This is a genomic window from Rhodoplanes sp. Z2-YC6860 (assembly GCF_001579845.1).
Classification (GTDB): Bacteria; Pseudomonadota; Alphaproteobacteria; order Rhizobiales; family Xanthobacteraceae; genus Z2-YC6860.
Genome location: NZ_CP007440.1, coordinates 5,045,199 through 5,060,339 on the forward strand (window position 1 = coordinate 5,045,199; position 15,141 = coordinate 5,060,339).

A 15,141-nucleotide genomic window follows, 5' to 3' on the forward strand; every position below is an offset into this window, starting at 1 on the left:
CACTCGCCCGCTTAGCGCCACAAGCCGACTCGGCGTTCTTCATTTTCGCATTTCCGAAATCTTCGCGACTTCGCGCGCGCAGTCGATGAAAAGCTGCACGACAGGGCTGGGTCTGCGGCTCTTCAAGGTCACGACTCCGTTTGGCACGCCGGCCATTGGCAGGCGAACGGGTAAGACCTTGATCTCCGGGCGCAAGGCGGGAAATTTCAATGCGGAAGCCGGGAGAACCGTGACAAAGCGGCCGCTCGCCAGCAGACTCATCCGCGCATGAGGAGAATCGGTGACCACAGTCATGCGAGGATAATCGACGCCGTTGGCGCGAAAGGCTTCCGCTGCGATCGACGCAATCTCGCTTCCGGGCGGCGGCAGGACCCATGATTCTTTCAACAGTTCGGCAAACTCGATCCTGCGCCGCCGAACCCATGGACTTTGCGCACCCGCCGCGACGACAGACGAGTCATTGAAGAGAAATTCGAAGCCCAGTCGCTCTTCAGCGATGGGGCCAAATCTCCGGGCAATCAAAAGATCGACGTTACGCCCGATCAGTTCGCGGTGCAGCGCCTCCACATATCCGGTCACGAGATGAAAGACCATGCGCGGATAGCGCCGGGAGAGCCGATCGATAACAGCCGAAACAAAACTCGCGGCCAGCAAGGGGGTGCATCCGATCCGCACTTCTCCAGCCGCGGGGTCGGCGAGAAACTCGATAGTCTTGACTGCTTGGCGCAGGTCATCGAACACGGCTGCTCCACCATCAAGCAAGGCGCGACCGTACTTGGTCGGCTCGACCCCACGGGGGTTGCGATCGACCAGACGCACCCCGACGGTGTGTTCCAATTCCGCGATTGATCTGGAGATGGCGGACTGCCCGGTGTTCAAGAGCGCCGCCGCCTTGTTCATGCTGCCAGCCTGCACGACAGCCATCAGGACGTGAAGGTCGTGCAGCTTCATCCGGCGTCCAATACGATCGCTCAGTTGCATCGCGCCCCCCATCACTAGACGGTGATATCTATATCAAAATATGGCGCTATCCGCGCATATCCACATTCACTAAGTTCGTAATGACGTGCGTAAAAATGTCGGATGCTAGGACACAGCACCTCGCAGACCTGAACCAGATCAGGACGCCATGACGATTCAGCGCCGCCAATTTCTGCATCTGGCAGCGGGTGCTGTTGCTGTCCCCGCCATGTCGAACTGCGCCTGGGGGCAAGCCTATCCGTCGCGGCCGGTGCACTGGATCGTGCCGTTTCCACCAGGCGGTGGGACCGACATTCTCTCACGCCTGATCGGCCAATGGCTGTCGGAGCGACTCGGCCAGCAATTCGTCATCGACAACCGGCCGGGCGCCGGGAGCAACATCGGCACGGAGGCGGCCGTGCACGCGTCGCCGGACGGCTATACGCTCCTCCTGGCCGCTTCGGTGCACACCATCAACCCGTCGCTCTATGACAAGCTCGGGTTCAATTTCATCCGGGACATCGCGCCGGTCGTGGGCCTCATGCGCGTGCCGAACGTGATGGTCTTGCACCCTTCGATTCCGGCCAGGTCCGTTCCCGAGTTCATCGCTTATGCCAGGGCCAATCCGGGCAAGATCAACGTGGCGTCGGCCGGAATCGGGACTGCACAACACCTTGCTGCCGAGTTGTTCAAGCTCATGGCCGGTGTCGATATGGTCCATGTGCCTTATCGAGGTACAGCACCTGCTCTCACCGACCTGCTCGGCGGGCAGGTCCAGCTCCTGTTCATGAGCCCGGCCTCATCGCTTCAATACATCAGAGCCGGCACGCTGCGCGGGTTGGCTGTGACGTCAGCGGTGCGTTCGCAGGCGCTGCCAGATCTGCCGCCGGTGGGCGATTTTCTGCCGGGCTTCGAGGCGAGCCTGATGTACGGACTCGGCGTACCCAGGAACACACCACCCGAGATCGTCGACCGGCTCAACAAGGAGGTCAATGCCGGCCTCGCCGATTCCGGCATCAAGGCGCGGCTTGCCGATCTGGACGGCACGGTGCTTGGCGGCTCCCCTGCCGACTTCGGCAAGCTGATCGCGGAGGAAACCGAGAAATGGCGCAAAGTCATCCGGCTCGCCAATATCAAGCCGGAATGATGTGACCACGCCCAAGTCTAGTCGAGCCCAAGTCTAATCGAGCTTGAGTCTAATCGAGCTTGGCGCCCGAGCGCTCCACCACGTCCTTCCACTTGGCGAGATCGAGCTTGATCGTCCGGGCAAAATCCTCGGGCGTGCCGCCGCCCGGTTCGTCGCCGATCGAGCTGAAGCGCTCCTTGAACGCATCGGTCCGGATCGCACGGTTGGCCGCGGCATTGAGCTTGTCGAGGATCGGCCGCGGCAGGTTGGCCGGGCCGATCAGCCCCGACCAGGTCGGCGCCGCATAGCCCGGCACGGTCTCGCCGACGGTCGGCAGGTCGGGGAATGCAACCGAGCGGCGTTCGCCGCTCACCGCCAGCGCCCGAACCGCGCCGGACTTCGCGTGCGGCGAGATCGAGTTCAGGCTTTCGAACATGAAGGTGACGCGGCCCGCGATCAGGTCGGTCGTCGCCGCCGCGCCGCCGCGATACGGCACATGGACGGCGTCGATGCCTGCCATGTACTTGAACAGCTCGGCGCCGACATGCCCCGGCGAACCGCTCGCCGAGGATGCATTCGTCAGCTTGCCGGGGTTCTTCTTGGCGCCGTCGATCAGGTCCTTCACGGACTTGTATTCGGAGGTCGGCGCGACCGCGAGCAACAGATGCCCGCGCGCGATCAGCGCGATCGGCTGGAAGTCGCGTTCGACATTGTAGGGCATCTTCGCCAGCATGTTGGGGCTGATGGACAGCGCACCGATGGGACCCACACCCAGCGTGTAGCCGTCAGGCGCAGCCTTCGCGACGATGTCGAGGCCGATGGTGAAAGCCGCGCCGGGCCGGTTCTCGACGATGATGGTCTGATTGTTGAGCTGCGGACCAAGCTCGGCGGCCAGAATGCGCGCCACCGTATCGGTGGCGCTGCCGGCCGCCTGCGGCACGATCAGGCGGATCGGCTTGTCGGGATATTCGGCGCGGGCCGCCGTCGGCGCCGCCGCGAATGTGCAAGCAGCCAACAACGCAACAAACGTTTCGCGAACAAACGGCATGGCACGCCCTCCCGCACTTTTATCTTTGCGCAGAGCCTAACCGCCGTCTTTCATTTCGACAATCGTGCCGCTTCCTCGAGGACGGCACACTCGGCGACGCGCTGTTGATCGGTGGGCCCAAATGCCGCAACCGTGATCGGTGGATTGGATTCGGGAAAGTGATAGGCCGCCGACACGCTGTCCGGCCCTTGCCCGGTATGACCGATAGAGAGCCCAAGCGGCGGTGCTGTGTTGATCATCAGCCCCAGTCCGTAGCCTGCGGTCTGCCACGGCCGGCCAGCTGGCACTGGCTCGATCACGCGACGCTCGCGCATCGCGGTACGCAGCGGCGGCGGCAGCAATGAACCGGTCAGCAGGCGGTGCATGAACAGCGCGACCTCGGACGGCGGCCCCATCAGCAGGCCATGCGCCACCCATCCCGGATGAAAGTCGTCTTCATCGCCAAAGACGCTCAGCGCCAGATCGGCGCGCGTGCGCGCGATGAAGCTCCGCTCGATGCCAAGCGGACCGAGCACCAGCGCCTTCAGCGCCCGCTCGATGTCCATGCCGGTGGTCTGTTCGATCATCCGGCGGATCAGGAAATAGCCGAAGTTCGAATAGCCCCAGCCCTGCCCCGGCTCGTATAACGGCGTCTGCGTCTCGAACTGCCGGATGAGTTCGTCGTCGCTCCAGGCGTCGGCATGGTGTTCGACCGCAGCTTCGTAGGCGTCCATCTCGGTGTAGCAGTCGAGCCCGCTGGTGTGCTGCAGGAGCTGTCGCAGCGTGAAACGATGACCGGCGAGCGGCCGATCAAGCTCCAAGCGCCCTCCCGCCACCAGCACCAGCGTGCAAGCCGCGAGGCAGGTCTTGGTGATGCTCCACCACGGCACGATCGCCGTGTCGTGCTCAGACACCAGCCGATCCCCGACGCCAACCGCGATCAACTGTGGGCGCGCCATCTTATCGCCGGTTGAGCCAGGCGCCGATCCGCTCCACCGCCTCACGCATGTCGGCAGCCGAGCCGGCGTAGCAGAACCGCACGAAGCGCTTGCCGTTGGTCGGATCGAAATCGACGCCCGGCGTCGCCGCCACATGCGCCTGTTCCAGAAGCTGCTTGGCGAAGGCGAAGCTGTCGTCGGAGAATCTCGAGATGTCGGCGTAGAGATAGAATGCGCCATCGACCGGCAGGAACTTGTCCAGGCCCGCTTTCGGCAATCCCTCGATCAGGATTTTGCGGTTGTCCTCATAGCCATGCTTGATCGCTTCGAGTTCGTCGCGGCTGTCGAAGGCGGCCTCAGCCGCGATCTGCGACAAGGTCGGCACCGAGATCGCGAGATTGCCGTGCAGCCGGTCGACCGCGCGAACAAGCGTCGGCGGCACCACCATCCAGCCGATCCGCCAACCCGTCATGCAGAAGTATTTCGAGAACGAATTGATCACCACCACATTGTCCGACAGCCGCACCGCCGTCTCGGCGCGCATCGCATAGTCGAGGCCGTGATAGATCTCGTCGGAGATGAAGCGGATGCCCTCCTCGTCGGCAACGCGAATGAGCTCGGCAAGCGCTTGCGGCGTCATCATCGTGCCGGTCGGATTCGCCGGGCTCGCCACCAGCACGCCCGCAAGCTTTTGCCGGCGGTGCGCGGCGCGCAGCGCCTCGCCCGTCAACGCGTAACGCGTGGCCTCGCTGGTCTCGATCAGCACCGGCTCGCAGCCAAGCGCGGTCAGGATATGCCGGTACGGCGGATAACCCGGGTTGGCGATCGCCACGCGGTCGCCCGGCTCGAACATCGACAGAAACGCCAGGATGAAGGCCGCCGATGAGCCGGTGGTCACCACCACGCGGTCGGCGCCGATCGACAGCCCGTAGGTGTCCTCATAGTGCCTGGCAATCCGTGCGCGTAGCGACGGAATGCCGAGCGACTCGGTGTAGCCCAGCGGCCCGGATCCCAGCGCCGCGCGGACCGCGTTGATCGCTGCACCCGGCGCGCCCACGGCCGGCTGGCCGACCTCCATATGGATGACCCGGCCGCCGCCGGCCTCGATGCGGGCCGCGGCCGCCATCACGTCCATCACCATGAAGGCCGGCACGTCGCTGCGTGCCGACGGCGTCATCAGGCGGCGGGCGGAATCGAGCATCATTGATGGTCTTCCATGGGGATTCGATCGCGCATTAACTCTTTGCCGCCAAGCTGCCGCATTCCGCCGGTGCTTACGTCCAAATTGCCAAGTAAATGCGCAAGCAGACGTGATCGCCGTCGCGTTGACCCTGCCGGGGGGCGCAACTAGTTTGGCCGAACATTAGGGCTGAGTTCCGAGCCGACATGACCGTTGAGGCAAGACCTATCAGGGCGCGCCGGTGGGCGCCAGCAGCCCATGCGGTTGCTGTGCTGGCGGCTGTGGCGGTCGCGGTGGCGCCGCTTCCAGTCCCGAGGCCCGCCTACGCCCAGAGCATTCCGCGCGGCATTCCGCTCATTCGCGACGCCGAGATCGAGCAGCTGTTGCGCGACTACACCATACCGATCCTGCGTGTTGCGGGGCTCGCGCAACAGAACGTGCAGGTCGTCATCATCCAGGACCGCTCGTTCAACGCCTTCGTCATGGACGGCCGCCATATCTTCGTCAACGCGGGCGCGCTGATGGATGCGCGGACGCCGAACGAGATCATCGGTGTGCTCGCGCACGAGACCGGCCATATGGCCGGCGGTCATCTTTCCAAGCTGCGTCAGCAACTGGCGACAGCGCAGACCCAATCCATCATCGCCATGATCCTCGGCATCGGCGCCGCGGTCGCGGCGCGCAACGCCGGCAATCCGGCCGCGGCCGTGCTCGGCCCGCAGGAAACCATCCGCCGCTCGCTGCTCTCCTATCAGCGTCAGCAGGAGGAGCAGGCCGACCTCGCGGGCGTGAAGTTCCTCAATGCCTCCGGCCAATCGCCCAAGGGCATGTACGACACCTTCAAGCGGATGTCGGATGAGGTGCTGTTCGCGGCGCGCAACGCCGATCCGTATCTGCAGTCGCATCCGCTGCCGGCCGAACGCGTGCAGGCGCTCGCCGGAGCCGCCCGCGGCAGTCCGTACTGGGACAAGAAGGACCCGCCGGAGCTGCAACTGCGTCACGATCTGATGCGCGCCAAGCTCTACGGTTTCCTCGATCGCGGCGACGCGGTGGCGCGGCGATATCCGATGACCGACCAGAGTCTCGCGGCCAAATATGCCCGAGCGATCTCGACCTATCGTCATTCCGATCTGCGCAATGCCATCGCCCAGATCGATGCGCTGATCGCCGCCCAGCCGAACAATCCCTATTTCCACGAACTCAAGGGCCAGGCGCTGCTCGAAGGCGGCAAGGCCGACGAGGCGATCGGTCCGCTGCGCCGCGCGATCCAGCTCGCGCCAAAGCCGGCGCTGATCCAGGTGCTGCTGGCGCAGGCGCTCAACGCCCAGACCAGTTCGAAGTCGTCCGATGAGGCGGTGAACCTGTTGCGCACGGCGCTGGCCCAGGAGCCGGAATCGGCCGACGGCTTCGCCCAGCTCGCCGTGGCCTATAGCCGCAAGGGCGATCTCGCCCAGGCCGATCTCGCCTCCGCGACATCGGCTTTCATGAAGGGTGACGCTGCGACGGCGCGTCAAATTGCGGCTCGCGCCAAGACCCGTTTTCCGATCGGCTCGCCCGGCTGGGTGAAAGCCGACGATATCGTCGCCACATCCAGACCCAACCAGGGCGCCGGACGTCCCTGATCTTGAAAGGACCGTTTCCCATGATCGCCGCATTCCGTGTCGCCTTGGCCGCCGCCGTGATGGTCTTTACCGGCGTCGTCGCCGGCCACGCGCAGAGCTTCTCCAGTCCGCAGCGCAGCGAGATCGAGAAGATCGTCCGCGACTATCTCGTCGCTCATCCCGAAGTGCTGCAGGAGGCGATTGCGGCGCTTGAGAAGAAACAGGCCGCCGATGAGGCCGAGAAGCACGAGGCCGCCGTCAAGGACAACGCCAAGGAGATATTCGACTCGCCGCGGCAGGTCACGGTCGGCAATCCGCAGGGCGACGTCACCTTCGTCGAATTCTTCGATTACAATTGCGGCTACTGCAAGCGCGCGATGTCCGACATGTTCGACCTCATCAAGAGCGATCCCAAGCTCAAGGTCGTGCTGAAGGAATTCCCGGTGCTCGGCCCGGGTTCGGTCGAGGCCGCGCGCGTCGCGGTCGCGGTGCGCATGCAGGACAAGACCGGCAAGAAGTATCTCGACTTCCATCAGAAGCTCCTGGGCGGACGCGGTCAGGCCGACAAGGCCCGCGCGCTCGCCGCCGCCAAGGAGGCCGGCTTCGACATGGCCAAGATCGAGAAAGACATGGCCAGCGACGAGGTCCGGGCCAGCCTCGAAGAGAGCCTCAAGCTTGCCGAGAAGCTCGGGCTGAACGGTACGCCGAGCTACGTGATCGGACAAAACGTCGTGGTCGGCGCCGTGGGCCTCGACGCGCTGAAGGAAAAGATCAACACCGCGCGCTGCGGTAAAGCGGCCTGCTGATCCAACTCTTGCTCTCGAACGCGCGTCCGGTTTGACCAACCGGGCGCGCGTTCTGCTTTACAGGCAGGTTTCCTTTGCCGCCCCTCGGTCACGACCGCCGCACCGCCGGGCTTCCCCTTTGCGGATTGGCTGCCTATAAACAGGCCCGATGCGGCGCCCGCGGCTCATTTCGCTTGCGCCATCAAGGACCTGACCGGGCACTCTGACGATGGCCAAGAACGCGACCAAGCACGCCGCCAAGACCATTTATGTTCTTAATGGTCCCAACCTGAACCTGCTCGGCACGCGGGAGCCCGAGATTTACGGCCGTTCCAACCTGAGGGACGTCGAGAAGCTTTGCGTCAAAGCCGCCGAAGCGCATGGCTTCGCCATCGATTTCCGGCAGTCGAACCACGAGGGCGATATCGTCGATTGGATCCAGGAGGCCGGCGCCAACAACATCCTTGGCGTGGTCCTCAATCCTGGTGGCCTCACCCACACCTCGGTCTCGGTCCATGACGCCATCAAGGGCATCAAGGTTCCGGTGATCGAAACCCACATCAGCAACATTCACGCGCGCGAGCCGTGGCGCAATCATTCCTACGTGTCGTTTGCCGCCAAGGCCGTGATCTGCGGTTTCGGCATCAACGGCTACGCGCTCGCGATCGACGGCCTTGCCGAACTTGCCGGCAAGGCCAGGCGTTGAGCACAACGCCGATTATGGCATCGAAGGACGAAACGATGACGGAGAGCGGCAGCGGGATCGACAAGGAGCTCATTCGCGAGCTCGCCAAGCTTCTCGACGAAACGAACCTCACCGAAATCGAGATCGAGCGCGCGGGCCTGCGCGTCCGCGTCGGCCGCGGCACAGCGGCGGTCGCAGCCCCCGTCGTGAACGTGACCGGCGCAGCGTCGGTCGTTCCGGCTGCGGCGGCGCCCGGCGATCCTGCGAAGCATCCCGGCGCCGTGACCTCGCCGATGGTCGGCACCGCCTATATGGGTCCCGCCCCCGGCGCCAAGCCGTTCGTCGATGTCGGCAGCAGGGTTTCGGCGGGCGATACGCTGTTGATCGTCGAAGCCATGAAGACCATGAACCAGATCCCCGCGACGCGCAGCGGCACGGTGACAAAAATCCTGATCGAGGACGGCCAGCCGGTCGAATTCGGCGAACCGCTGATGATCATCGAGTAACGGAATCGGCCGGAGCGATGTTCGACAAAATCCTCATCGCCAATCGCGGCGAGATCGCGCTCCGGGTGCTGCGGGCCTGCCAGGAGCTCGGCATTCCGACGGTCGCGGTGCACTCCACCGCCGACGCCGACGCGATGCATGTGCGGCTTGCGGACGAGAGCGTCTGCATCGGTCCGCCGCCCGCGAAAGACAGCTACCTCAACGTGCCGGCGCTGCTGGCCGCCTGCGAGATCACCGGCGCCGACGCCGTGCATCCGGGCTACGGCTTCCTGTCGGAAAACGCGCGCTTCGCCGAAATCCTCGCCGAGCACAACATCCAGTTCATCGGCCCCAAGGCCGAGCACATCCGGCAGATGGGCGACAAGATCGAGGCCAAGCGCACCGCGAAGGCGCTGGGCATTCCTTGCGTGCCGGGCTCGGAGGGCGGGGTCTCATCCGACGCCGAGGCGATCGGCATCGCGCGCGCCATCGGCTTTCCGGTGCTGGTGAAGGCCGCAGCCGGCGGTGGCGGCCGCGGCATGAAGGTCGCGCAGCGCGAGGAAGACCTGGCCATGGCGCTGGCCACCGCGCGCGCCGAGGCCAAGGCCGCGTTCGGTGACGACGCGGTATATCTGGAAAAGTACCTGACCCGGCCGCGCCACATCGAGATCCAGGTGCTGGGCGACGGCCGCGGCAACGCCATCCACCTCGGCGAGCGCGACTGCTCGCTGCAGCGGCGGCACCAGAAGGTGTGGGAGGAAAGCCCCTCGCCCGCGCTCAACGTCGCGGCGCGCTTCGAGATCGGCGAGGTCGTCGCGCGCGCCATGCGCGAGCTGAAATATCTCGGGCTTGGCACCGTCGAGTTCCTCTACGAGGACGGCCAGTTCTATTTCATCGAGATGAACACCCGCATCCAGGTCGAGCATCCGGTGACCGAGATGATCACCGGGCTCGATCTCGTGCTCGAGCAGATCCGGGTTGCGGCCGGCGGCGAACTGCCGCTCACCCAGCACGACGTCGAATTCCGCGGCCACGCCATCGAGTGCCGCGTCAACGCCGAGAACGCCAAGACCTTCGTGCCTTCGCCGGGGACGATCCGGTCCTATCATCCGCCGGGCGGCCTCGGCGTCCGCGTCGATTCCGCGGTGTACCAGGGCTACACGATCCCGCCCTATTACGACTCCATGGTCGGCAAGCTGATCGTGCACGGCAAGACGCGCACCGAGTGCCTGATGCGGCTCAAGCGCGCGCTCGACGAGTTCGTGGTCGACGGCATCGACACCACCTTGCCGCTGTTCCAGCGGCTCGTGCGCACCCAGGACATCATCGACGGCAATTATCACATCCACTGGCTGGAGCACTTCCTCGCCAATGGCGGCATGGAGCCGTAGTTTGAGCAGCCAATGGCTGCTTAGTGCCTGGCCGCCTGCATCCTGCGCAGGATCGCGCAGAGCCGATCCGGATTGTAGGGCTTGGGAACGAAGGTGGCGCCGGGCACCGCCCTGAACTGATCGATGCGGTTGTACGAGCCCGAGGCATAGACCACCGCCAGATCGGGCCGCAGCTCCCGCACCCGCCACGCGAGCGTGGCGCCGTCCATGCCGGGGCCGAGATTGAGATCGGTCAGCAGCAGGTCGCAGGGCGCGCCGCAAGTGAGATGCTCGAGGGCTTCGTCGGCATTCGCCGCCGTATACACTTCGAAGCCATGCTGGATCAGCGCGTCTTCGATCATCGCGCAAATCAGGAATTCGTCCTCCACCAGGAGGACGCGGGCCTTCAGGCCAGTCGCTGGCATTTGCTTGCCTCCCCGTTTTCCCGAACGAGCGCTACGGCAACACGGTTTGCGAGGCGTTGTTCGCAATTTGCATAAAATTGCGCCTGATATCGCTAAGACTTCATTAAAGGTCCGGATTGGGTCTAGACTGGCGGTGTCACGCACTCGAACCAGACCTGATCCATACCGATCCGCCAGGCATGGCCAGCCGCGAAACCGCATTTGTCGAGATCACGCCCGAGGTGCTGCTGAAGGCCTATGCCTGCGGCATCTTCCCGATGGCGGAAAGCGCCGACGATCCGGCGCTCTATTGGATCGAGCCGGAGAAGCGCGGCATCATCCCGCTGAACGGCTTCCATGTCGCCTCGCGGCTCGCCCGCACGGTGCGCGCCGGACAGTACACCATCGCCATCAACCGCGACTTCGAAGGCGTGCTCGACGGCTGCGCCGAGCCCGCGCCAGGCCGCACCCGCACCTGGATCAACGCGCGCATCCGCACGCTCTACTGCAAGCTCTACGACATCGGCCATTGCCACAGCGTCGAGGCTTATGAAGGCGACAAGCTGGTGGGGGGGCTCTACGGCGTCTGCCTTGGCCGCGCGTTCTTCGGCGAAAGCATGTTCCACCGCGCGCGCGATGCTTCGAAGGTTGCGCTGGTGCATCTCGTCGCCCGGCTGAAGGCTTGCGGTTTCAGCCTGCTCGACACCCAGTTCGTGACCAGCCATCTGCAGACCTTCGGCGCGATCGAAGTGCCGCAGCGGCAGTATCACAAGCTCCTCGAAGCATCGCTGATCGGCGAAGCCGACTTTACGGCGTTCGCCCGCGCGCCGGTGATGAGCGGCGCCGACGCCGTCGATTGGGCGCAGCGATAGCGGCTTGCCGGGGGCGGTCATTCCGATTCACGTTTCAAACAGCCCGCGCTCGCGCGCGTCGTCTCAGCATTGGTACAGGCGTGATTCATCGGCCCCTTCAAAGCAGGCGCGGGGCCAGCGCCTCTGTTCTTCCTCGTCCCTCACATGCGTGAGGGCGCGGAGCGCCGGTTGGCGCTACGTGGTCGTCGGCACCTTGGGAGGTGCCGCGGGCTTGCGAAGCCCGCTCGCCTCCCGGCGCTCCACTTGTGGCGATTTATTGCGAGGCCACCGTTCGAGATTCGATCGGACCGGCTGGGCTTTCACCCACCATGCTCCAGGGGGCATTTGCGCCCGCTTTCACCCGACCGCGCCCTGCCACTGAAGGCGGCCCCCTCATCGGGGACGGACAATGACCTCACACCCTGGGACGTGGTCACGAGCCACGCCTGCAGGCGCCACACCCCGCTCCGCCAAATAGACGTCTCTAGATGACGCTCTCAACGAACGAGGCAAATTCGCGTCTACACGTGATTTGCGAAAACGCAAACAATTATTCCCGTTCGCAAGCTTGCCCAATGTTGCTGAGGCCTCAGGCCAGCCCTTGAGACCGGCCCGGATGCCGGCCTGCCCTTTGCGGCAGGACCAGCAGGCAAAGCACAATGACGAATGCGATCACAGCGGATGCGATCGGACGGCTGAGCGCGAGGCCGCCATCAGCCACCGGCTTGTCCAGAAGATCGCCGACGGTTGCGCCGAGCGGACGGGTGAGGATGAACGCCACCCAGAACAACAACACAGGCGAGACACTGCTCCAGCGGTACAGCGCCAGTACGACCGCGAGGCCCGCCGCGAACACCAATGCCCCGCCGCCGAAACCAAAACCGCCGGTGTCTGCCATCCAATCTCCGAGCGCGGTGCCAAGCGTCTGCGAGAGCGTGATGGCCGCCCAATAGAACGCCTCGACCTTCGGCGTGTTGACGGTGTTGACCGAAATCGTGCCCTGCGCCCAATACCAAAGGCCAAGCGTGACGATCAACGCGGTCAGCAGGAAAGTCGCGCCGCCGGTGTATCCGATGCCCAGCGAGCGGTCGGCGAAATCCGCCATCGTGGTGCCGAAGGTGGTGGAGGCCACAATCGTCGCCCAATACAAAACCGGATGGAACTTCTTCGCCAGAATCTGCGCAACGACCAGCGCTATGAGCGCCACGAGAAACAACGCCGTTCCGGCGAGGTAGCCCCAATTCAGCGTCATGGTGACGGTATCGCCACCGGTCTCGCCGAGCGTGGTGGCAAGAATTTTGATGATCCAGAAGACCAGCGTGACTTCGGGGACTTTGCTGGCCTGCTGCTGCGTGGGAGCAGTGAAGCGGGAGTCGTTCATGCGGGATCGCCTCTAAGGAAAACACTTACGCGATCCGCATCGGCTCCGACCGTGCTGACGCAAAGCGCAAGTGCAGCGCCCCCATGGAAGAAGTGCGCGACCCGCTGCCGGGCCGGCAAGTCAACAAGTCCGCACGAGTCAGCAGAATCCGGTAGCGCTTCCGCTACTGCCTCTGGAACGGCGGCGGCGGCAACGACTGTGGTTGCGGCAGCGACTGTGGCTGCGGCGGACGACGCGGTTGCGTCGGCTGGCCGGGAACTCCCGGCTGTGCGGGCTGCTGCTGCGCGCGTTGCTGACGCGGTTGCGCAGGCCTCTGCGGCGGCGGCTGATCCGGCACCGGACCCGGCGTCGGGCCGGCGTCGGCGATCGCGGGCTGCGCGCCGCCTTTGCAGTCGGTCAGCCACACGTCGTAGATCGGATGCTCGACGGCATTCAGACCCGGGCTCGCCGCAAACATCCAGCCGGTGAAGATACGCTTGAGCTCGCCCTGCAGAGTGAGCTCGTCGACCTCGATGAACGCGTCGGTGTTCGCAGCCTCGGTCGGCGGCCGCGTGAAGCAGGCGCGCGGCGTCACTTCGAGCGCACCGAAGCGCACGGTCTCGTTGATCGCGACGTCGAAGCTGATGATGCGGCCGGTGATCTTGTCGAGGCCGGAGAACACCGCGGTCGGATTGGCGATCTTGGCAGCCGACGGCTCGATGATGGTCTCGGCGGGCGGCGGCGGCGCAGCGGGCGCGGCAGGAGGCTGCTGCGTGCCACCGCGCTGCGGCTGCTGCGGACGCTGCCCTGGCGGCGGCGCACCGGGCGTCGGCGGCGGCAGGTTGACGTTGCGCGGCTGCTCATAGCCGCCGGGCGGCGGCAGCGGCTCTGTGCGAATGCGGGCGTTCGGCGGCGGCCCAGGCTGCAGCAGGCCGCCCTGCTGCGGCGGATAGTAATTCGGATCGCGGCGGTCGCCCGGATAAGATGGGCGGTTCGGAATGTCGTTCGGCGGCCGCGACGGCGGCGGCCCGCCGAAGATCGACTCGAATGGGGTGCCGCGGAAAATCTGATCGAACTGGGCGAACGCCGGCGACGCGACGCCCAAGCCTGTCAAGCTTGCGCCTGCGGCAACCAGCAAAGCGATGTAACCGGATCGGGCCATCAGCAGGCTTCGTTGGACCTCAAGCGAATGTCGCCTGCGCCAAAGTCATGGGATGCCCGGTTAACACGGGGAATGCGGCTGGGAAAGGGCAGCGGCGGAAGGTCGCCCAAAAGGTCGCCCAGGTTGCAGGCAGATCGGACCCCGATCAGCGTCCAAATCAGCGACCGGGATTCCACGCCTTGTAGTCGCCGGTGGCTTTCGGGCGGCGGCCTTGCGAAAGCGTCGAGCCGGTCGGCCGGTGCGCCATGGGCGTGCCGGTGAGGTTCGGCCGATGCGGCTTCTGCCACGGCCGCGGCTGATAGTTCTCCTGCGTCGGCGGCACATCGACGGTGTGATGCAGCCAGCCGTGCCAGGACGGCGGCACCGCGGAGGCTTCGGCGTAACCGTTGAAGATCACCCAGCGCCGCTCCATCAGCAGCACCGGATCGATCTTGCCGCCCTTGGTCCGGTAGTAGCGGTTGCCGAACTCATCGGTGCCGACCGCCTCGCCATGGAGCCAGGTCCAGAGCTGCGTGCCGAAGGTCTGGCCGTTCCACCACGTGAAAACCTTGAGGAAGAAGAGTTTCATGAGTCGCTGCTTTGCACACCGAAGCCAAGGCGTTCATGCCACCCGACTGCCGTGATGTCGAGCCGTCTCACTCCCGCGAAAAACCTGTTGAATACCGGCGTTGGATAAGTTCGCGGCCGAGCTGTGGGGCCACGTCACGGCGCGCGATTCCCACAGGCTCGGCGAGCCGGTTCACGCAAAGAGGGCCACGGCAAAGGGCCGGCCCGTCCCTGCCCGTCCCGTATCTCGATAACAGTTTGATGACACGGCAGAATCGCTGCGCATCGCCTGAAAGCGCCCGGTTCCGCTCCACGCGAAAGCCCGGAAAAACGTGAGCGCGCTTCCCGGCCGGAACACGCCGCCCAAACGGTTTCAGGCACGCTGCCCGAACGTTATTGGGGATTGACTGTGATTTTATGACAGACGCCTTGGGAAATTGTGACCGAGGGGCCTTTCCGAATCTCGCTGATCTGTCCGATACTTCTGGCTCTCCCCACTGAGTCGTCCCCGCAGTCCCCATTGTTCACAAGGGACACAAGACTTAGTATTTGATTCAGATTTGACGACTACTGCTTGACGGGTGCGGCGAGTCTGTCTTAGCGTTCAAACCGTTCGGCGCGGGTCTGTGTGTTGTCCCCGCCGGGCACAATCTTCAGATCG

Annotated in this window: 15 protein-coding genes; 7 read left to right on the plus strand and 8 right to left on the minus strand. The window is 64.7% G+C overall.

Annotation, left to right across the window (positions count from 1 at the left end; all coding sequences use genetic code 11):
- Positions 1-39 precede the first annotated feature (39 nt).
- Positions 40-981 carry a LysR family transcriptional regulator gene (locus tag RHPLAN_RS23625; RefSeq protein ID WP_068031729.1) on the minus strand — a complete coding sequence of 314 codons (942 nt, stop codon included), beginning with the start codon at positions 979-981 and terminating at the stop codon, positions 40-42.
- A gap of 148 nt (positions 982-1,129) precedes the next feature.
- Between RHPLAN_RS23625 and RHPLAN_RS23630 the strand changes: the two genes are divergently transcribed.
- Complete coding sequence (locus RHPLAN_RS23630) at positions 1,130-2,107, plus strand: Bug family tripartite tricarboxylate transporter substrate binding protein (protein ID WP_068022820.1); 978 nt, start codon at positions 1,130-1,132, stop codon at positions 2,105-2,107.
- Between the two features lie 49 nt (positions 2,108-2,156).
- On the opposite strand, the gene RHPLAN_RS23635 is transcribed toward RHPLAN_RS23630, so the two are convergent.
- From RHPLAN_RS23635 to RHPLAN_RS23645, 3 genes are read right to left on the minus strand one after another with little or no spacing between them, the layout of a single operon-like run.
- Complete coding sequence (locus tag RHPLAN_RS23635) at positions 2,157-3,134, minus strand: Bug family tripartite tricarboxylate transporter substrate binding protein (protein ID WP_068022823.1); 978 nt, start codon at positions 3,132-3,134, stop codon at positions 2,157-2,159.
- Positions 3,135-3,184: 50 nt separating this feature from the next.
- Positions 3,185-4,027: a serine hydrolase domain-containing protein gene (locus tag RHPLAN_RS23640; RefSeq protein ID WP_198164460.1), complete on the minus strand. Its 843-nt coding sequence runs from the start codon at positions 4,025-4,027 to the stop codon at positions 3,185-3,187.
- A gap of 46 nt (positions 4,028-4,073) precedes the next feature.
- Entirely contained in the window at positions 4,074-5,255 is a 1,182-nt protein-coding gene (locus RHPLAN_RS23645) for a pyridoxal phosphate-dependent aminotransferase (RefSeq protein ID WP_442971784.1), read from the minus strand.
- A gap of 182 nt (positions 5,256-5,437) precedes the next feature.
- On the opposite strand from RHPLAN_RS23645, the gene RHPLAN_RS23650 reads away from it, so the two are divergent.
- From RHPLAN_RS23650 to accC, 5 genes are all read left to right on the plus strand, one after another.
- Positions 5,438-6,853 (plus strand): M48 family metalloprotease, encoded by a 1,416-nt coding sequence (locus tag RHPLAN_RS23650; RefSeq protein WP_068022826.1) that lies wholly within the window; start codon positions 5,438-5,440, stop codon positions 6,851-6,853.
- 20 nt (positions 6,854-6,873) lie between these two features.
- The gene (locus RHPLAN_RS23655) at positions 6,874-7,638 is read left to right on the plus strand and encodes a DsbA family protein (protein ID WP_068022829.1); all 765 of its coding nucleotides are present in this window, start codon (positions 6,874-6,876) and stop codon (positions 7,636-7,638) included.
- 208 nt (positions 7,639-7,846) lie between these two features.
- Positions 7,847-8,323 carry a type II 3-dehydroquinate dehydratase gene (aroQ, locus tag RHPLAN_RS23660; protein ID WP_068022830.1) on the plus strand — a complete coding sequence of 159 codons (477 nt, stop codon included), beginning with the start codon at positions 7,847-7,849 and terminating at the stop codon, positions 8,321-8,323.
- Positions 8,324-8,337: 14 nt separating this feature from the next.
- Positions 8,338-8,808 (plus strand): acetyl-CoA carboxylase biotin carboxyl carrier protein, encoded by a 471-nt coding sequence (accB, locus tag RHPLAN_RS23665; protein ID WP_068022832.1) that lies wholly within the window; start codon positions 8,338-8,340, stop codon positions 8,806-8,808.
- Between the two features lie 17 nt (positions 8,809-8,825).
- Positions 8,826-10,178 carry an acetyl-CoA carboxylase biotin carboxylase subunit gene (gene accC / locus RHPLAN_RS23670; protein ID WP_068022834.1) on the plus strand — a complete coding sequence of 451 codons (1,353 nt, stop codon included), beginning with the start codon at positions 8,826-8,828 and terminating at the stop codon, positions 10,176-10,178.
- Positions 10,179-10,198: 20 nt separating this feature from the next.
- On the opposite strand, the gene RHPLAN_RS23675 is transcribed toward accC, so the two are convergent.
- Positions 10,199-10,582: a response regulator gene (locus tag RHPLAN_RS23675; protein ID WP_068022837.1), complete on the minus strand. Its 384-nt coding sequence runs from the start codon at positions 10,580-10,582 to the stop codon at positions 10,199-10,201.
- Positions 10,583-10,761: 179 nt separating this feature from the next.
- Here RHPLAN_RS23675 and aat point away from each other — a divergent pair, with 179 nt between their 5' ends.
- Positions 10,762-11,433 carry a leucyl/phenylalanyl-tRNA--protein transferase gene (gene aat / locus RHPLAN_RS23680; RefSeq protein ID WP_068022840.1) on the plus strand — a complete coding sequence of 224 codons (672 nt, stop codon included), beginning with the start codon at positions 10,762-10,764 and terminating at the stop codon, positions 11,431-11,433.
- A gap of 568 nt (positions 11,434-12,001) precedes the next feature.
- On the opposite strand, the gene RHPLAN_RS23685 is transcribed toward aat, so the two are convergent.
- From RHPLAN_RS23685 to RHPLAN_RS23695, 3 genes are all read right to left on the minus strand, one after another.
- On the minus strand, positions 12,002-12,793 hold the full coding sequence (locus RHPLAN_RS23685; RefSeq protein WP_068022845.1) for a COG4705 family protein: 792 nt from the start codon (positions 12,791-12,793) through the stop codon (positions 12,002-12,004).
- A gap of 163 nt (positions 12,794-12,956) precedes the next feature.
- A complete protein-coding gene (locus tag RHPLAN_RS40875) occupies positions 12,957-13,934 on the minus strand; it encodes a DUF2155 domain-containing protein (RefSeq protein ID WP_068022848.1) in 978 nt (325 codons plus the stop codon).
- Positions 13,935-14,091: 157 nt separating this feature from the next.
- Positions 14,092-14,502: an NADH:ubiquinone oxidoreductase subunit NDUFA12 gene (locus RHPLAN_RS23695; protein WP_068022852.1), complete on the minus strand. Its 411-nt coding sequence runs from the start codon at positions 14,500-14,502 to the stop codon at positions 14,092-14,094.
- Positions 14,503-15,141: the final 639 nt, after the last annotated feature.